Genomic DNA, 17,484 nt, shown 5'->3' on the forward strand with positions numbered 1-17,484 from the left:
TAGGGGGTGACTGGCGGGACTCGTCGGCTGGCGGCCTGGGTCATGCGTCCAGGTCCTTGAGCCGGGTGGCGAGCACGGCCGCGATCTCGTCGATCGGGCCTGGCCGGGTCATCTCCGGGTGCGTGCAGTCCAGTTGGTGTTCGTCGACCGCCCCGCCGATGTACGGCTTCCAGGCGCTCGGCGTCAGCCAGTGCTCGGCGCGCGGCGCCGCGGCGGTGAAGAACAGCACGTCGCCGTCGAAGACATGGTGCCGCTGGGCGCGCATCAGGCGGGCGTTGTTGGTGACGATCCCGACCACGGCGTCCACGACGTGCTCGGGCAGTGCGGCGAGGGCGCTGCCCTCGCGGCGCAGCACGGCGTGGACGCCCTCGCGGGTCAGGTCCGTGCCGCCCTCATAGCCGGCCATGCGCAGCAGGGCGCCCAGCGCGTCGGCCTCGGTGGGACCGGCGAGGTCGCGCCACTGGTCGGACGGGTAGGCGTCCATCAGGGCGAGCAGCTCGACCGCCTGGCCCGCCTGCTGGAGGTGCACGGCGACGGTGTGCGCGACGACCCCGCCGACCGACCAGCCCAGGAGCCGGTAGGGGCCTTCGGGCTGCACCTCGCGCAGCCGGGTGACGTAGTCGGCGGCCATCTCGTCCATGGTCGCGGGCAGCGGTTCGTCGGCGTGCAGGCCGCGGGCCTGGAGTCCGTGCACCGGCTGGTCCGGGCCGAGCGGGGCGAGCAGCCCCGAGTAGCACCAGCTGATGCCGCCGGCCGGGTGCAGGACGAACAGCGGGGTGCGGGTGCCCGTGGCGCGCAGGGGCAGCAGCACGTCCAGGGCGCTGTCCCCCGCGTCGCCGTCGGTGAGGCGGTCGGCGAGCGCGGCCGGGGTGGGTGCGCGGAAGAGGGTGCCGAGCGGGGTGGTGGTGCCGAGGGTGTCGCGGATGCGGGACATCAGCCGGGCGGCGAGCAGCGAGGTGCCGCCGAGGTCGAAGAACCCGTCGTCCACACCGGCCCGTTCGACGCCGAGCACCTCGGCGAACAGCCGGGTGAGGGTCTCCTCGGTGGGGGTGCGCGGTGCGCGTCCCTCGGTGGTGGTCACGGCGGCGGGGGCGGGGAGTGCGGCGCGGTCCAGCTTGCCGTTGGCGCTGAGCGGCAGGTCGTCGAGGGTGACGAACGCCGACGGCACCATGTAGTCGGGCAGCGCCGCGGCGAGACGGGCACGCAGCACGTCGGCGCCGGGAACGGTCCCGGTGGGCTGCTCCGCGGCGCCCGTGCCGGTGACGTAGGCGACGAGGCGCTGGTCGCCGGGGCGGTCCTCGCGCAGCAGGACCACGGCCGCGCCGATGCCGTCCACCGCCGTCAGCCGGGCCTCGATCTCGCCGAGTTCGAGGCGCTGGCCGCGGAGTTTGACCTGGTGGTCGGAGCGGCCCAGGTAGACGGTCTCACCGTCGGCGGTCCAGCGGGCCAGGTCGCCGGTGCGGTACATGCGCGCGCCGGGCGGGCCGAAGGGGTCGTCGACGAACCGTTCGGCGGTGAGGCCGGGCCGGTGCAGATAGCCGTCGGCGAGCTGGGCGCCCGCGAGGTACAGCTCGCCGGTCACGCCGGGCGGGCAGGGCTGGAGGGCCGGGTCGAGGACGTACAGGCGGGTGTTCCAGACCGGCCGGCCGATCGGGACGGTGCCGCTGGCGCCGGGCACGCAGGTGTGGTGGCTGACGTCGACGGCGGCCTCGGTCGGCCCGTACAGGTTGTGCAGCGGGACCGCGGGCAGTGTGCGGTGGAACTGCCGCGCGGTCTCGCGGGGCAGTGCCTCGCCGCTGGCGAAGACATGGCGTAGGCCCGTGCATCCGGCCGCCTCCGGCTCCGCCAGGAACAACTGGAGCATGGACGGCACGAAGTGGCAGACGGTGACGCCCTGTTCGCGGATGACGCGGGCCAGATGGGCGGGGTCCCTGTGTCCTTCCGGGTCGGCGAGGACGAGGGTGGCACCCTCCCGCAGGGCCCAGAAGAACTCCCAGACCGAGACGTCGAACCCGGACGGTGTCTTCTGAAGCACCCGGTCGCCGGCCGACAGCGGATAGGTGTGCTGCATCCAGCGCAGCCGGTTGTCGATCGCCGAGTGCGGTACGACGACGCCCTTGGGCCGGCCCGTCGAGCCGGAGGTGTAGATGACATAGGCGGGATGGCCCGGGGTGAGGGCGCGGGGCGGGTCCACGCGGAGCCGGCCGGTGAGGTCGAGATCGTCGAGCAGGACGTACGGCGTCGTCGTGGGGGGCAGTCGAACGGCGGTGTCCGTGTCGGTGAGGACGCAGACCGGGCCGGCGTCGTCGACCATGTGACGGAGCCGCTCGGCGGGGTAGCCGGGGTCCAGCGGCAGGTAGGCGCCGCCCGTCTTCAGGACGGCGAGCAGGGCCACGATCAGCGGCACCGAGCGGGGCAGCGCGACGGCGACCAGTCCGCCGGGGCCGACTCCGCGGTCGAGCAGGTCGTGGGCCAACCGGTTGGCCCGCTGGTTGAGTTCGGCGTAGGTGAGGGTCAGGTCCCCGTGCACCAGGGCGGGGGCGTCGGGGGTGCGGCGGGCCTGGGCCTCGACGGGACCGATGAGGGTGGTGGGCGGGACGCTGCGGGTGGTGGCGTTGAACTCCTCCAGCACCAGGTGGCGTTCGCTGTCGGTGGCGACGCCCAGGCGCGCCAGGGGCGCGGCGGGGTCGCAGTCGGCGACGCGGGCCAGCAGGGCGAGGAAGCGCTCCTGGTGGGCGGCGACCTCCTCGCGGGTGTAGAGGGCGGGGTTGGCGTCGTGGTCGACGCGCAGGCCCCGGCCGTCGGCACGGTCGTAGACGTTGACCGTCAGGTCGTCGACCGGGCCCGCGGAGAGGTTGTGCGCCACCGCGCGGGCGCCCGCGAAGGTCAGTTCGTAGTCGAACGGCATGATGTTGACGAGCGGCCCGACCAGCGGGCGTCCCTCCCCCAGCAGGCCGAGGTCGCGCCGGATGTCCTCGTAGCGGTAGCGCTGGTGGCGGCGCGCGGCCCGCACCGCGAGCACGACCTGCCGGGTCAGCTCGGCGAGGGTGATGGCGGGCCGGACCTCCAGGCGCAGCGGCAGGACGTTCATCACCATGCCGGGCACACGCAGGGCCACCGAGCCCATGCGGCCCATCAGCGGCAGACCGAGAACGACGTCGGAGCGTGCGGTGACGCGGGAGACGTACAAGGCCTGGGCGGCGAGGATCAACTCGGCCCAGGTGGCGCGCAGTTCACTGGCGAGGGTGCGCAGCCGGGTGGTGACGTCCTCGGCGATGTGGGCGCTCGACCGCAGGAAGGTACGGGAAGGCAGCGCGGCGCGTCCGGCCAGGGCCGGTGCCTCGGGACGGTCGGCGAAGGCCTCGCCCCAGTACGCGCGGTCGGTGGCGTACTGCTCGGAGGCGCGGTAGGCGAGGTCGTCGGCCACCAGGTCGGTCACGGAGCCGAAAGGAGACTCGCCGGGCCGCTCGCCCGTGACCAGCGCCGAGTAGATCTCGGCGGTGCGGCGGACCAGGAGCGAGTAGCCGAAGCCGTCCATGACCAGGTGGTGGACGCGCTGGTACCACAGCCAGCGGTCGTCGCCCACACGCAGCAGGGCGTGCCGGAAGAGGGGGCCGGTGGCGAGGTCGCAGGGCCGGGCGAGGTCGGCGTCCATCCAGGCGCGGGCGTCCGCGTCCGGGTCGGCGGCCTCGCGCAGATCGGCTGTGTGCAGCGGGAATTCGTCGAGGCGGACGGTGAACTGCCGGGGCCCGTGCGGTGTTTCCGCGATCCGAGTGCACAGCGACTCGGCCTCGTCCGCGGTCCGGGCGAGGGCCTGGGCGAACAGGCCGGGATCCACGGTGCCGTGGATCTCCAGGCACTCGGCCGTGTTGAGCGCGGGGCTCTGCGGGTCGAGTGCCTGCGCGAACCACATGCCGGTCTGGGCCGCGGTCAGCGGCAGCCCGGCGTCGGGCAGCCCGCCCGGGGTGGGCTCGGTGCCGGGCCCGGCCGAGGTGGCCGGCCCGGCACCGGAAGTGGGGGACGGCACGACGCCGCCTTCGGGGGACGAGGTCACGGCCGTACTCCCAGCAGCGGGGCCCAGGCCTCGATGGCCGGGCGTTCGGCGAGGGCGACGAAGGTGATCTCGGCGCCGTGGTCGCGGCGCCACCGCTCGACGAGGCTCATCAGGCGGACCGAGTCCAGGCCGTAGTCGGCGAGGTTCTCGTCGTCGGGGATGTCGGCGGGGTCCTCACCGAGGACGTCGGCGACGTCCTCGCGGATGCGCCGCACGGTCAGCGTCATGATCGGTCTCCCTGGAAGACGGAGTCGGCGGTGACGACGCGGGCGCAGGAGCGGGCGGCCCAGTGCAGCGCCTGGAGGTGTTCGCGCGGGCCGAAGTCGGCGGTCGCGTCGGCGACGACGAACGGCTGGATGTCCCGCATCCAGGCGTCGCAGGCCGTCATGTTCACCCCGAGGTGCGCGTAGACCCCGGTGATGATCAGCTGGTCGCGCTCCTCGTCCGCCATCAGCCGGGCCAGGTCGGTGCGGACGAACGCGCTGTACTTCCACTTGGTCAGCAGCCGGTCGCCGTGGAGCGGGGCGACGGCGGGGGCGATGGCGACGGCGTGCGCGTCGGCGGGCAACCCCGGTCCCCAGAAGTCCCGTTGCAGTCCGCGTTCCTCGGGGCTCTGCCCGCCGGGCTGCGCCGAGTACACGACGGGCACGCCGAGCCTGCGGGCCTCGCCGGTCAACCGGGCGACGCCGGACAGGAGTTCGGTGACGGGCAGGGCGTCCGGGGTGAACGCGGACAGGAAGTGGTTCTGGAGGTCGTGGACCAGCAGGACGGCCCGTGCCGGGTCGACCTTCCAGTCGACACGGTTGTCGGGGAGCTCGGCACCGGCCGGCATGGCGTACGCGGGGATGGAGGGAAGGGCCATCGTCTCAGGTCGTCTCGTGGTGGGAGGTGGCGGCGGTGACACGGAGGTCCTTCTTGCTGACCTTGCCGACCCCGGTGTGCGGGAAGGCGTCGACGAACTCGACCAGGTCGGGCACCTTGAACGCGGCGAGTCCCCGCTCCCGGACGAACCTGCGCAGGGCCGGGGCGCGCAGCCCGGCGCCCTCGCGCAGGATCACGTACGCGCAGGTGCGTTCGCCGAGGAAGTCGTCGGGTACCGGGACGACGGACACGTCGTGCACGGCGGGGTGGCCGAGGATGACGTTCTCGACCTCCTCGGCGGCGATCTTCTCGCCGCCCCGGTTGATCTGGTCCTTGGCGCGGCCCTCCACGACGAGGTGGCCGGTGCCGGTCACGCGGACGAGGTCGCCGGTGCGGTAGAAGCCGTCCTCGGTGAAGGCGCGCCGGTTGTGCTCGGGGGCGCGCCAGTAGCCGCGGATGGTGTACGGACCGCGGGTGAGCAGATGCCCGGTCTCGCCGGGTTCGACGTCCCGGTCCTCGTCGTCGACGATCCTGATCTCGTCGTCCGGTGAGATGGGCCGGCCCTGGGTGGTGACGACGGTCTCCTCGTCGTCGTCCAGCCGGGTGTAGTTGACCAGGCCCTCGGCCATGCCGAAGACCTGCTGGAGCGTACAGCCCAGCGCGGGCCGGACCCGGCGGGCCGCGGTCTCGCTGAGCTTGGCACCGCCGACGAGCAGCGACTTCAGGCTCCCGAGGTCGTACGTCGTGGTCCTCGCGGCCTCCGTCCACACCAGGGCGAGCGGCGGAACGACGCCGGTGAGGGTGACGCCCTCGCGCTCGATGAGGGGGAAGGCGGTGTCGGGGTCGGGACTCGGGCACAGGACGACCCGGCCGCCGACCGCCAGGGTGCCGAGTGAACCGGGCGAGCTGAGCGGGAAGTTGTGCGCGGCGGGCAGGACGACGAGGTACACGCCGTTCTCGTCCACCGCGCAGATCTCGGCGGAGGCGCGGACCGAGTAGAGGTAGTCGTCGTGGGTGCGCGGGATCAGTTTCGGTACGCCCGTGCTGCCTCCGGAGAGCTGGAGGAAGGCGAGGTCGTGCGGGGCGGGGCCGTCCTCCTCCAGGGGCAGCGCGGTGTCCACCGGGACCGGCACGTCCGCCAGGGCGGTGTGCTCCCCCGGGTCGCCGACGACGTAGACGTGTCGCAGGGCGGGGGCCTGGGCCCGCACACGGGTGGCCAGTTCGCGGTGGTCGTAGCCCTCGTGCACATCGGCGACGATGTAGGCGACGGCCTCGGTGAAGGTGCAGAAGTAGCTGATCTCCGTGTCCCGGTGGGCGGGGAGGGCGAAGACCGGGAGGGCGCCGATGCGGAAGAGGGCGAAGACGGTCTCGAAGAACTCGGCGACGTTGGGGAGCTGGACGACCACGCGATCGCCCCGGCGTACTCCGTCCGCGCGCAGGCCCGCAGCCAACCGGTCGGCGCGGGCGTCGAGTTCGGCGTAGGTCCAGCGGCGTCCGGTGCCCGCGGGGTCGACGACGGCGATGCGGTCGGGGTGCAGGGCCGCCCGGGTGCGCAGCATCTCGCCGAAGGTCTCGCCCCGCCAGTACCCGCTGGCCCGGTAGCGCTCGGCGAACGGGACCGGCCAGGTCGGGGCGTCCTGGGCTGTCCCGGAGGTCCGGGGGGCGTCGAGGGCTTCGGGGGTCACAGCTCTGCTCCCACCGCGTCCAGGAACGTACGGAACTTGGCCCCGGTCTCGGCGGTCTCGGCGGCCGGGTCCGAGGCGGCGACAACGCCCGCGCCGGCGAACAGGCGCAGGGTGCGCCCGGAGACCTCGGCGCAGCGGATGGTGACGACCCATTCGCCGTCGCCCTCGGCGTCCTCCCAGCCGACGATGCCGGTGTACAACCCCCGCTCGAAGGGCTCCAGTTGGCCGATGGCCCGGCGGGCGGGGGCGGTCGGGGCGCCGCACACGGCGGGGGTGGGGTGCAGGGCGGAGGCGAGTTCGAGCGAGGTGGTCCCGGGGGTGGCGAGGGTGCCGTGCAGGGTGGTGGACAGATGCCACATGGCGGCGGTCCGCACCAGGGTGGGCCGTGCGGGCACATGGAGTTCGGCGCAGAAGGGCGCCAGGGCGGCGCGCATGGCGTCGACCACGACGGAGTGTTCGTGCAGGTCCTTCGGTGACTCCAGCAGCGAGGCCGCGCGCCGCACGTCCTCGGCGAGGTCTTCGCTGCGCGGTGCGGAACCGGCCAGCGGGTTGGCCACGAGGGTGGCGCCGCGCCGGGAGACCAGGAGTTCGGGGCTGGCGCCGAGCAGGGTGGCGCCGGTGGCGGTGGGCATCGCGAAGGTGTAGCCGTGCGGGTCGCGGCGGGCCAGGCGTTGCAGCATCGACGCCGTGCCGGGGTCACGGTCCCCGGTGAGGTCGAGGGCGCGGGCGAGGACGACCTTGGTGAACTCGCCCGCCTCCATCCGCTCCACGGCGGCCGCGACGGCGGCAGCGTACCGCTCGGGCGCGGGCACCGGGCGGACGGTCCAGGCGACCGGATCGGGTTCGGGTGCCGGGAGGGTGATCAGCGGGTCCGAGGCGAGGGCGGGGGCCCGGCGTACCACGGTGGGCACGACGAGTTCGGCGCGGGCCGTGGGGTCGAAGGGGATGGCGCCGATCACCACGGGGTCCGGCCGGCCGGCGGCCCGCGCGGTGCTCAGGGCGACCCGCACTCGCTCTTTCAACGGCCGTGTGTCGTGCGGGACATGGGCGCGGACTCCACGGGCGAGCAGGGTGCGGGTCGGCGACGCGAGAAGCCGGTCCGAGCCCGGCCGGTAGTCGTCGAGGAGGGCTGTCGCCGCACCGACGGCGCCGACGGCGCCGACTGGGGACTCGCCTGCGGCGAGCGTTTCGGGGACCGTGGTCACCTTGGGTTCTCCGGTTTTCTCCGGTACTGCGGGTACCGGGCCGATGGTCGGGCAGTGCGGGTGGCCGAGCGCGTCGGGCGGAAGCGGGCAGGGTGGGGCGATGCGGCGTGCGTGCGGGGTCGGGCGGATCGGGCAAGTTGAGGCGTCGGGCGGATGCGGGCTGTGTGCGGCCGTGCGGCCGTGCGGCGACAGGGTCGAACCGGTGCGGCCGGACATCGACTTGTCGATACGGCGCACGTGACACGAGCACCGGGTGTGCGGCCGCCGGTGGCGCGCATTCCGTGTGCTCGTCCGCCGGGAACGGTAGTCGCGGCCGAAGCGCGGGGGCTCACCGTCTGACACGGTCTGACGTGGGACGGGACGACACCGGGACCGCGGGCCAAGGAATGGCAAAGCGCTCAACCCCAGGGGTCGGCAGCGCGTCGGGCGGGGCGATCAACGCCCGCCACCCGAGTTAGGTCTACCTTACCCAGAACACGTCGTCGCGGGGAGCGCCGCGAGCACTTCTCACAGGAACGGGGCCGCCCCGGCATCACCGTGGTGACGCGGGGCGGCCCCGGGCTCGGTCACAGTCACGTCGGGGCGGCCCCGGGCAGCGTCGCGGTCGTACCGGGGCGGCCCCGGCTGGGTCCTGTGCCGACGGATCAGACGGCGGCGCGTCCAGCCTTGAGCCGGGCCGCCGTCTCGACGACCCGCCGGGCCTGGTGACGGGCCGTCTGGAGCACGTCCTCGCCGGGCGGCCCGTCGGCGGTCACGTGCGAGGTGCCGTAGGGGTTGCCCGTCCGGAACTGCACGGGATCGGTGTAGCCGGGCGGCACGATGATGCCTCCCCAGTGGTAGAAGGTGTTGGCCAGCGCCAGCAGGGTCGACTCCTGGCCGCCATGCGCGGTGTTGGAGGCGGTGAAGGCCGAGTACACCTTGTCCGCGAGCCCGCCCCGGAACCACAGCGGGCCGGTGCTGTCGATGAACGCCCTCAACTGGCCGGCCGGGTTGCCGAAACGGGTGGGCGTGCCGAACAGTACGGCGTCGGCCCAGGTCAGGTCGTCGTGGCCGGCCTCGGCGACCAGGGCCGTCTCCTCCACATGCCGGGCCCACTCGGGCCGTGCGCCGATCGCCTCGGCGGGCGCGGTCTCGGCGACCTTGCGCAGCCGCACCTCGGCCCCGGCCTTCTCGGCGCCCTCCGCGGCGGCCTCCGCGAGGCTGTGTACGGTGCCGGTGGAACTGTAGTAGATGATCGCGAGGTTCACGCTCATGATCGCGTTCCCTTCCTGTACGGGTTCGCCCCCTACGACGAACCGGCCCGGCCGGATGTGAGGACGGGCCCTCGGCCTCACATTCCGGCCGTGCGCTTCGTCGAAGGAGTGGACCAGCAACACCCGAGGAAGCCGGTGACACCATGACGAACCCCGCGGAGCCGGAGCGGACGGGACCCGGGCAGGAACAGGCCTCGGCCGAGCCGGGCTCGGACGCCGGCATGGGCGAGCGGCGCGCCCTCACCAATCTCGCGTACCGGCTGCTGGGCTCACTGGCCGACGCCGAGGACGCGGTACAGGAGACGTACGCCCGCTGGTACGCCCTGTCACCGGAGCGGCGCGCGGCCGTCGAATCCCCCGGCGCCTGGCTGCGGACGGTCGCGGGCCGGATCTGTCTGGACGTGCTCGGGTCGGCGAGGGCCCGGCGCGAGCGCTATGTGGGCCAGTGGATTCCGGAGCCGCTGCCCGACCCCACGGAATGGGTCGGCGGCCGACGTGGGCCCGCCAGTGTCGACCCTGCCGACCGCATCACGCTCGACGAGTCGGTCAGCATGGCCTTCCTCGTCGTCCTGGAGGCGATGACACCGGCCGAGCGGGTCGCCTTCATCCTGCACGACGTGTTCCGCTACCCCTTCGCCGAGGTGGCCGAGATCGTCGGCCGCACCCCGGCGGCCTGCCGCCAGCTGGCCTCGTCGGCACGCCGCCGCGTTCCGGCCCCGGAGCCCGAGGCGGCCTCGGCGGCCCGGCGCGCCGATGTCGTCCGGGCGTTCAAGGTCGCCTGGCAGGCCAAGGACATCGGCGCCCTCATCGGCCTGCTGGCACCCGATGTCACGGCGACCGGTGACGGAGGCGGAGTCACCGCCGCCGCGCCGGAACCCGTCGCGGGCGCCGAGCGGGTCGCGCGCTTCTTCGCCGAACGGACCGCCTCGGCTCCCGGCATGCGGCTGGTGGAACGCTCGGTGAACGGTCAGCCGGGGCTGGTGGCCCTGGTGGACGGCGTCACCGTCTCTGTGATGGCCTTCGACGTCATGGACGGACGGATCCACCACATCTGGGCGGTTCTCAACCCGGACAAACTCCGCCCCTGGACGGCAAGTTGACGGCGGCAGTCAGAGGCTGACACGCCCGAGCGGCCTCCGCCCCGGGCCGGGGCAGAGGCCGCTCGGGCTCAACCCGGCTCAGACCCGGAACGCCCCCAGCGTCACCTCGGGGTCGCAGACGGAGAAGACCGCCGCGGAGCCCGCGCCGTCGACGGCCTTCACCTCACGGCCGACGTCGTCGGGCAGCGCGATCTCCACCTTCGACGCCTGGACCGCGCACACCTCGCGGGCCGAGGCGCTGCCCTCGAAGTTCAGGTCGGTGTAACGGACTTCGGCCGTCGCGGTGGCTCCGGGGGCGACGGTGACCGATTCGGTGCCCGCGGCGGAGCTGTCGGTCTCCACCGGCGCGCTCTTGTCCTGGTCGTCGCGGGCGGTGAGGGTCACGGCACCGACGACGGCACAGGGCTGGGTCGAGGTGTTGGTGAGCTTCACCGTGGCGGTCGTGGGCTCGGAGGCGGTGGCGTGGGCGGCCGCCACGACGAAGGTGAGTGTGGTGGTGGCGGTGGTGCACGCGGACACCGGAGTGCCGGACACCCCGCCGGCGCCGCTGCTCGAGCCGCTGCCCTGAGCGGAGTCGTCGTCCGAGCCCGAGTGCGCTCCGCCGTGCGAGCGCTTCTTGCCCGAACTGCTGCCGTGGCTCTTGCCCTTGCCGTCCTGACAGCCCGTCAAGGCAAGTGTGGCGACGAGTGTGGCGGACGCGGCCGCGATGACGGTGTGACGGACTCGCATGATCTCCCCCGATGACTGGCGTGCGATGACAGGGCTTATCACGCAGTTCACCGGCCGCCGGTTCGGCACGTCCGAGTGAGGGACACCACAGGACGGGCCTACAGGGCGGGTCCTCAGGGCAGGTCCTCAGGGCAGGTCCTCAGGGCGGGTCCACAGGGCGGGCCCGTAAAGCGAGTCATGGTGCAGGAGTTTCCGCGCCGCCCCGGTGGGGGCGGCGCGGTCAAGCGGAACGTCTCGGCACGGCCGCGCGCCATGCGACTTCGGCCAAGAGCGGAGCGTGGAGGGTGAGTTCCGCGCCAGGTCGGCTCCACCATGGCTCAAGTCGCGTAGTCTCGCAGTGTGGGGTATTCATCTGAACCGATTTCAGAGCCTACGTACGCATGGCGTGAGCTGCTCCAGCGATGGAGCGACGACTGGCTCGACCCGGTCCTGCACGAGGACGAGCGGGTGGAGCCCTTCCCGGCCGAGGTCCGGGCCGCGCGATGGCTGGGCCGCGCCGGCGCCGACGACGGGAAGATCACGCGGCTGGAGGGACGGCTCGGCCGCAGACTGCCGCCGAGCTACCGGGAGTTCCTCCAGACGACGGACGGGTGGCTCAACACGACCACCGAGATCGACCGGCTGCTGCCGGCCGGCGAGGTCGGCTGGACCAGGGATCTCGCACCCGGCATGGCAACCTGGACCACGGACACCACCCTCAAGATCAGTCACACGCCGGACGCGACGGCGACCTATCTGCTCAACCCCGAGGTGGTCACCGCCGAGGGCGAGTGGGAGGCGTGGTACGTCGCCCACTGGATCGACGTGGTGATCCGCTACCGGTCCTTCTGGGATCTCATGAACTGCGAGTACGACTCCTTCCGCCTGGCCGAGTAGGCACCGAGCGGCCCCCGCCCGGGCCGCACCCCCGGGCGCGCGCCCACGCGCAGCGCGCGCAGGGCGACACACACAAGCACAAGCACTTCCGACAGCGGCCCGGACCCACGACCGGGCCGCTGTCACGCGTACGGCCTGCTGTCACGCGTCCGGCCCGCTGTCATGCGTACGGCCAGCCACATCACGCCCCGAATCCCCCGCGCACTCCCCACCCCGAAAGCCTCCCCGTGAGACCCCCACCCCCCGGGAGCTTCCTCACGCCGAAAAATACCCCCGGGGGTACTCGTGCTACGGTCGAGATACCCCCGGGGGTACATTTCGCTGGAAGGGAGTACCACGTGTTCTTCGTCGACACGATCGACCTGGCCGGGCTCGGCAACCGCAGCTACCTGGCGGGCGGCGAGCGGACGGCCGTGGCCGTCGACCCGCCTCGTGACATCGACCAGGTGATCGCGGCGGCGGCCCGGCGCGGCGTGCGGATCTCGCACGTCGTCGAGACGCACGTCCACAACGACTACGTCACCGGCGGGCTCGAACTGGCCCGGCTGACCGGCGCCGCCTATCTGGTCCCGGCGGGAGCCCGGGTCGCCTACGACCGCGTGCCCGTGCACGACGGCGACCGCTTCGGCATCGACGCCCCGGCCGCCCTGACCCTGCGCGCACTCGCCACGCCCGGTCACACTCCGCACCACACCTCCTACGCCCTGGAGGAGAACGGCACGGCGGTGGCCGTGTTCACCGGCGGCTCGCTGCTGATCGGCACCGTGGGGCGGCCCGACCTGGTCGAACCACGGCTGACCGAGCAGCTCGCGCGCGCCCAGCACGCCTCCGCGCACCGGCTGGCCGCCGAGCTGCCGGACGACACGGCGGTGCTGCCCACGCACGGCTTCGGCAGCTTCTGCTCCTCCGCCCAGGCGACGGGCTCGGCCAGCACGATCGGCGCCGAGAAGGCCGCCAACGAGGCGCTCACCCGTGACGTGGACACCTTCGTCGCCGGGCTGCTCGCCGGGCTGGACGACGTACCCGCGTACTACACGCACATGGGCCCGGCCAATGCCGAGGGGCCCGCGCCCGTCGACCTGACGCCGCCCGCCCTGGCGGACGCGGACGAGATCGCCGCCCGGCTCGCCGCCGGCGAGTGGGTGGTCGACCTGCGCAACCGGGTCGCCTTCGCCGAGGGACATGTGGCGGGCTCGTTCAACTTCGAGGCCGAGGGGCAGCTCGCCACGTATCTGGCCTGGCTCGTCCCGTGGGGCAAGCCGGTGACCCTGCTCGCCGAGTCCGCCGAGCAGCTCGCCGCCGCGCAGCGCGAGCTCGTCCGGGTCGGCATCGACCGCCCCGCCGCGGCCGCGACCGGGGAGCCCGAGGAGTGGGTGCGGGAGGGCGAGGCCCTGACCTCGTTCCCCCGGGGCACCTTCGCCGACCTCGCGGCGCGGGCCGGGCAGGGCGTGGTGGTTCTGGACGTCCGCCGCGACTCGGAGCGGGCCTCGGGCCATGTGCGGGGCTCGGTCCACATCCCCGTCCACACACTGCCCAGGCGCCTGCACGAGGTCCCCGACGGACAGGTCTGGGTGCACTGCGCGGGCGGTATGCGGGCCGCCGTGGCCGCCTCCCTGCTGGACGCGGCCGGCCGTGACGTGGTCGCCGTCGACGACTCCTTCGCCTCGGCGGAGGAGGCCGGGCTGACGGTGCGCCCCGCCCAGGTGTCCGCCCCGGCCTCCCCTCAGGTCTCCGCCCCGGCCTTCGCCGAGGTCCCCACCAGGGTCTCCGCGCGGGAGGCCGCGACCCGCACCGCGCGTTCCGTGCTGCTGGACGTGCGCGAGGCCGACGAATGGGCCGCCGGGCACGCCCCGGGAGCCGTCCACCTGCCCCTCGCCGAGCTCGTCGGCACGACCGCGCCGCCGGCCGAGGTCCGGTCCCGGCCCGTCGTCGTGATCTGCCGCTCCGGCAACCGCTCACGACAGGCCGCCGAGCATCTGCGCGCCCACGGGGTCGAGGCCGTCGACGTCGTCGGCGGCATGCGCGACTGGGCCGAGGCCGGGCTCCCCGTCGTCGACGCGCGGGGCGGGAACGGGTCCGTCGCGTGAGCCTGGCGATACTCGCCCTGGGCGCCGGGGCCGTCATCGGTCTGGCGCTCGGGGCACTCGGGGGCGGCGGCAGTGTGCTCGCCGTGCCCGCCCTGATCTATCTGCTCGGCTTCACACCGGTCGCGGCCACCACGGCCAGCCTGGTCATCGTCGCCGTCACCTCGGCCGTCGCCCTGACCGCGCACGCGCGTGACGGCCAGGTGCGCTGGCGTACGGGGCTGCTGTTCGCGGCGGCCGGGATCGGCCCGGCCGTGCTGGGGGGCGCGCTCGCCGCGCGTCTGCCGGACGCCGTGCTGACCGTGGGCTTCGCCGTGGTCGCGGCCGCGGCCGCGATACGGATGCTGAGGTCCGGGTCCGCCGCGCGCGAGCCCGTCGAGCCCCGGCCGGGGCGGGCGGCGGCGGCCGGGGCGGGGCTGGGCGCGGTGACGGGTGTGCTCGGCGTGGGCGGCGGTTTCCTCGCCGTCCCGGCGCTGGTCGGGGTGCTCGGGCTGCGGATGCGGGCGGCCGTGGGCACCAGCCTGGTCGTGATCACCGTCAACGCGCTGGCCGCCCTGAGTATGCGCGCGGGCACGGCCGACGGCCTGAACTGGGCCGTGATAGCTCCATTCGCCGGAGCGGCCGTGCTGGGCGCCTGGGACGGCCGCCGTCTGTCGGCGAAACTGTCCGGGCCGGCGCTTCAGCGCATCTTCGCCTTCGCCCTGCTGGCGGTGGCCTGCCTCATGCTGCTGGACACGGTGGTGTGAGGGCCGCCCGCACCACGGCGAGGGCGGCCACCCGGCCCCGCCGGCGGGCCGACGGCGGACGACCGCTCAGGCCAGCGACAGGAAGAGCTTCTCCAGCCGGGCGCGCATCGCCTCGCTGTCGTCGCCGCTCTTCCGGCCGGACTCGATGTCGGCCACGCACTGCTGAAGGCCGGTGGCGATGATGGCGAACCCGGCCCGGTCCAGCGCCCTGGACGCGGCGGCCAGCTGCGTGACCACGTCCTCGCAGTCGCGCCCCTCCTCGATCATCCGGATCACTCCGGAGATCTGACCCTGCGCCCGCCGCAGCCGGTTCAGCACGGCCCGCAGGGCGTCGCCCTCAAGCTCCAGTTCCACGATCACTCCTCCGCGAATACCCCTAGGGGTACTGTACGTCCCGGTTCGGGACTGCGGCGAACAGTAAGGATCACATCTGCCATGACGACCCCCTTCACCACCCTCGGCACCGACGAGGCCCGCTCCCGGCTCAGCGCCCTGACCGTGATCGACGTCCGTACGCCCGGCGAGTACGCCTCCGGCCATCTGCCCGGCGCCCTGAACATCCCGCTGGACCGGGTCCGGCGGGCGCTGCCCGAGCTGCGGCACGCGGCCGGCCGGGGCGACATCCTCGTGGTGTGCGCGTCCGGGGCCCGGTCCGAGAGCGCCTGCCGGCTGCTCGCCGAGCAGGGCATCGCGACGGCCACCCTCACCGGCGGCACCAGCGCCTGGGCCGCCGACGGCCACGACCTGGACCGGCCTGTGGCCTGCGACACCCGCTCCGGCTGGAGCATGGAGCGCCAGGTCCGTCTCACCGCGGGCTCCCTGGTGCTGCTGGGCCTGCTGCTCGGGCTGCTGGTGCACCCGGCCTTCCAGCTGCTGTCGGCCGGCATCGCGGGCGGCCTGGTCTTCTCGGCTCTCACCGACACCTGCGGCATGGCCGCCCTGCTCGGCAAACTCCCCCACAACCGCCCCCGAGCAGCCGACCTGGCAGCAACCCTCACCACCCTACGAACCCGCTGACCTCACAACCCGCGCCCCAAAAGGGGGCGCGGGGAACTGCGCAACGAAAAGGGGCGCGGGGAACTGCGCAACCCAGCACAGCACCCCCAGAACGCCCCCGACGCCGCCCCACCGCACCGCCCAGAAGGGGCGCGGGGAACAGCGCGACCAGCCACATCGGACGCAAGCCCCGAAAGAAGCCCGCACCCCGACGGCGAACCCGTCACGCACCACCCGGACGGCGAACCCGTCACACACCACCCCGCCCGGCAGCCCTACCGCGCCACCCGCCCCCGCAAAGCCGCCCGCCACGCCGGCACAGGCGCATCACGCACCACCTCGGCCCGCCGCCCACCCCGCGCGAAGAACCCGGCCAACGGCAGGATCGCCGCGCCCACGGTCACGGCCTCCGGCCCCAACGTGCCGAGACCTACGACCGTACGGGCGGCGGGATGCCGCAGCGCGTACGCCGTGGCGTGGGCCTTGACCTCCTCCAGGAAGCGGCTGCCGAGCTGGAGGCCCGCCCAGCCGCCGACGAGGATGCGCTCGGGCTGGAAGAGGTTGATCAGGTCGGCGAACCCCGCGCCGAGGTACTCGGCGGTCTCCGCCAGCACGGCCCGGGCGACCTCGTCGTGGGCTTCCCCGGCACCGGGCGGCGGGTAGGCGGCCGCGAGCATCGCGGTCAGCGCGGTCTCCTCGTCGGCGCCCTCGGGCGGGGTGCCCCCGGCCTCCCGCCAGCGGTCGAGGAGCGCCTCGGCGCCCGCGTACGCCTCCAGGCAGCCATGGGTGCCGCAGCGGCAGCGCCGCCCGCGGACCCGGACGGTGAGATGGCCCCACTCGACGGACTGCCCGGACCCCATGTGCTCGGAGATCACGCTGGCGCCGACGCCGGACCCGAACAGGACGAAGACGGCGTTGTCGGCCCCGCGCCCGGCGCCGAACCACATCTCGGCCTGGCCGAGCGTCTTGGCACCGTTGTCGATGCAGTACGGCACGCTCGGCGGCAGGCTGTCGCTCTCGCGCAGCAGACGCTCCAGCGGGACCGCGTCCCAGCCGATGGTCTGGCCGTGCACCACGGCGCCGTCCCGGCCGCCGCGGGCGACGATGCCGGGCACCCCGATCCCGACGCCCAGCAGCCGCTCGGCGGACACCCCGGCCCGGTCGAGGACCTCGGCGATGCCGTCCTGGATGTGCCGGACGACGAGGGCGACCTCGTAGCGGGCGTGCCGGTCGGTCTCGCTGGTGGACAGCGGGCGCTCGGCGCGGGCGAGCTCGTTGAAGGCCAGGTCGAACAGCTCGATCCGGATCCGGGTCTCGCCGACGTCCACGCCGATCATGCTGCCGCTGGCCGGGCTGACCCGCAGCAGGGTGCGCGGCCGTCCTCCGACGGAGTCGACGCTCCCGGCCTCCTCGACGAGCCCCTCGGCGACGAGCTCCGCGACCACGTTGCTCACCGAGCCGGAGCTGAGTCCGATGGCGGGACCGAGGGCGAGCCGGCTGAGGGGGCCGTCGAAATACAACCGTTGCAGAACGGCGGTACGGTTCTCGCGTCGCAGGTCACGGACCGTGCGACCACTTCTCGCAGACACTTTGCTCCTGTCTCCGCAGTGGCCGTGCGCAAGCTCCCCGTGGCGGAGGCCTTGACGCACACTTCTCGTGGATATTAACTCACGGCGTAAATTAAGCCGTTACGGAGAGCCGAGCGGGGCCTCGCCGTTCCGGTCAGCCACGTCTTCCCGAAAGGGTCTTCGAGGAGCCATGCGCAGAATCAGAGCCGCGGCCGCAGGTGCCGTCACGATGTCTCTCGCTCTCGTCACCGCGGCCTGTGGGGGCGGTTCGTCCTCGGGCGGCGGGTCGGACGATCCCAAGACCCTGACCTACTGGGCGTCCAACCA

The 17,484-nt window shown here is 73.7% G+C and carries 13 protein-coding genes and 3 pseudogenes; 7 read left to right on the forward strand and 9 right to left on the reverse strand.

Going from position 1 to position 17,484, the window contains the following annotated elements; genetic code table 11:
* Positions 1-40: 40 nt before the first annotated feature.
* The 6 genes from ACZ6SQ_RS36810 to wrbA all read right to left on the reverse strand — a co-directional run bounded on the left by ACZ6SQ_RS36810 (position 41) and on the right by wrbA (position 9,058).
* On the reverse strand, positions 41-3,955 hold the full coding sequence (locus tag ACZ6SQ_RS36810) for an amino acid adenylation domain-containing protein (RefSeq protein WP_469570154.1): 3,915 nt from the start codon (positions 3,953-3,955) through the stop codon (positions 41-43).
* A gap of 95 nt (positions 3,956-4,050) precedes the next feature.
* Positions 4,051-4,281, reverse strand: a complete 231-nt coding sequence (locus ACZ6SQ_RS36815) for a phosphopantetheine-binding protein (RefSeq protein ID WP_469570123.1) — start codon at positions 4,279-4,281, stop codon at positions 4,051-4,053.
* Positions 4,278-4,916 carry an isochorismatase family protein gene (locus ACZ6SQ_RS36820; protein WP_469570125.1) on the reverse strand — a complete coding sequence of 213 codons (639 nt, stop codon included), beginning with the start codon at positions 4,914-4,916 and terminating at the stop codon, positions 4,278-4,280. Before ACZ6SQ_RS36820 ends, ACZ6SQ_RS36815 begins: the two co-directional genes overlap by 4 nt.
* 4 nt (positions 4,917-4,920) lie before the next feature.
* Positions 4,921-6,600, reverse strand: coding sequence for a (2,3-dihydroxybenzoyl)adenylate synthase (locus ACZ6SQ_RS36825; protein WP_469570127.1), 1,680 nt, complete (start codon positions 6,598-6,600; stop codon positions 4,921-4,923).
* Positions 6,597-7,805, reverse strand: a complete 1,209-nt coding sequence (gene dhbC, locus ACZ6SQ_RS36830) for an isochorismate synthase DhbC (protein WP_469570128.1) — start codon at positions 7,803-7,805, stop codon at positions 6,597-6,599. The genes ACZ6SQ_RS36825 and dhbC overlap by 4 nt, the downstream gene beginning before the upstream one ends.
* A gap of 644 nt (positions 7,806-8,449) precedes the next feature.
* Entirely contained in the window at positions 8,450-9,058 is a 609-nt protein-coding gene (gene wrbA, locus ACZ6SQ_RS36835; protein WP_469570130.1) for an NAD(P)H:quinone oxidoreductase, read from the reverse strand.
* A gap of 143 nt (positions 9,059-9,201) precedes the next feature.
* Here wrbA and sigJ point away from each other — a divergent pair, with 143 nt between their 5' ends.
* Positions 9,202-10,158, forward strand: a complete 957-nt coding sequence (sigJ, locus tag ACZ6SQ_RS36840) for an RNA polymerase sigma factor SigJ (protein ID WP_469570134.1) — start codon at positions 9,202-9,204, stop codon at positions 10,156-10,158.
* A 78-nt stretch (positions 10,159-10,236) separates the two neighbouring features.
* Here sigJ and ACZ6SQ_RS36845 read toward each other — a convergent pair whose 3' ends face one another.
* Entirely contained in the window at positions 10,237-10,887 is a 651-nt protein-coding gene (locus ACZ6SQ_RS36845; protein ID WP_469570136.1) for a DUF4232 domain-containing protein, read from the reverse strand.
* A 339-nt stretch (positions 10,888-11,226) separates the two neighbouring features.
* Here ACZ6SQ_RS36845 and ACZ6SQ_RS36850 point away from each other — a divergent pair, with 339 nt between their 5' ends.
* The 4 genes and pseudogenes from ACZ6SQ_RS36850 (at position 11,227) to ACZ6SQ_RS36865 (ending at position 14,593) form a co-directional block, all read left to right on the forward strand.
* Entirely contained in the window at positions 11,227-11,763 is a 537-nt protein-coding gene (locus ACZ6SQ_RS36850; RefSeq protein ID WP_469570138.1) for an SMI1/KNR4 family protein, read from the forward strand.
* 338 nt (positions 11,764-12,101) lie between these two features.
* Positions 12,102-13,457: pseudogene (locus ACZ6SQ_RS36855) on the forward strand (MBL fold metallo-hydrolase); the annotation flags it as partial.
* A gap of 159 nt (positions 13,458-13,616) precedes the next feature.
* Positions 13,617-13,850, forward strand: a pseudogene (locus ACZ6SQ_RS36860) (rhodanese-like domain-containing protein); the annotation flags it as partial.
* Entirely contained in the window at positions 13,847-14,593 is a 747-nt protein-coding gene (locus tag ACZ6SQ_RS36865; protein ID WP_469570140.1) for a sulfite exporter TauE/SafE family protein, read from the forward strand. The pseudogene ACZ6SQ_RS36860 and the gene ACZ6SQ_RS36865, both read left to right, overlap by 4 nt.
* Before the next feature lie 66 nt (positions 14,594-14,659).
* Here the strand turns inward: ACZ6SQ_RS36865 and ACZ6SQ_RS36870 are convergent, their stop codons facing one another.
* Positions 14,660-14,947 carry a metal-sensitive transcriptional regulator gene (locus tag ACZ6SQ_RS36870; RefSeq protein WP_469570143.1) on the reverse strand — a complete coding sequence of 96 codons (288 nt, stop codon included), beginning with the start codon at positions 14,945-14,947 and terminating at the stop codon, positions 14,660-14,662.
* A gap of 81 nt (positions 14,948-15,028) precedes the next feature.
* Between ACZ6SQ_RS36870 and ACZ6SQ_RS36875 the strand changes: the two genes are divergently transcribed.
* Entirely contained in the window at positions 15,029-15,610 is a 582-nt protein-coding gene (locus ACZ6SQ_RS36875; RefSeq protein WP_469570145.1) for a rhodanese-like domain-containing protein, read from the forward strand.
* Positions 15,611-15,864: 254 nt separating this feature from the next.
* Here the strand turns inward: ACZ6SQ_RS36875 and ACZ6SQ_RS36880 are convergent, their stop codons facing one another.
* Complete coding sequence (locus ACZ6SQ_RS36880) at positions 15,865-17,178, reverse strand: ROK family transcriptional regulator (RefSeq protein WP_469570149.1); 1,314 nt, start codon at positions 17,176-17,178, stop codon at positions 15,865-15,867.
* A 169-nt stretch (positions 17,179-17,347) separates the two neighbouring features.
* Between ACZ6SQ_RS36880 and ACZ6SQ_RS36885 the strand changes: the two are divergent.
* Positions 17,348-17,484, forward strand: a pseudogene (locus ACZ6SQ_RS36885) (sugar ABC transporter substrate-binding protein); the annotation flags it as partial.

The organism is Streptomyces sp. NPDC048600 (assembly GCF_055587025.1).

Excerpts from the sequence above, each read along its gene's own strand:
- ACZ6SQ_RS36815 (WP_469570123.1), bottom strand. The coding sequence starts at position 4,281 with ATGACGCTGACCGTGCGGCGCATCCGCGAGGACGTCGCCGACGTCCTC.
- ACZ6SQ_RS36820 (WP_469570125.1), bottom strand. The coding sequence starts at position 4,916 with ATGGCCCTTCCCTCCATCCCCGCGTACGCCATGCCGGCCGGTGCCGAG.
- wrbA (WP_469570130.1), bottom strand. The coding sequence starts at position 9,058 with ATGAGCGTGAACCTCGCGATCATCTACTACAGTTCCACCGGCACCGTA.
- sigJ (WP_469570134.1), top strand. The coding sequence starts at position 9,202 with ATGACGAACCCCGCGGAGCCGGAGCGGACGGGACCCGGGCAGGAACAG.
- ACZ6SQ_RS36845 (WP_469570136.1), bottom strand. The coding sequence starts at position 10,887 with ATGCGAGTCCGTCACACCGTCATCGCGGCCGCGTCCGCCACACTCGTC.
- ACZ6SQ_RS36875 (WP_469570145.1), top strand. The coding sequence starts at position 15,029 with ATGACGACCCCCTTCACCACCCTCGGCACCGACGAGGCCCGCTCCCGG.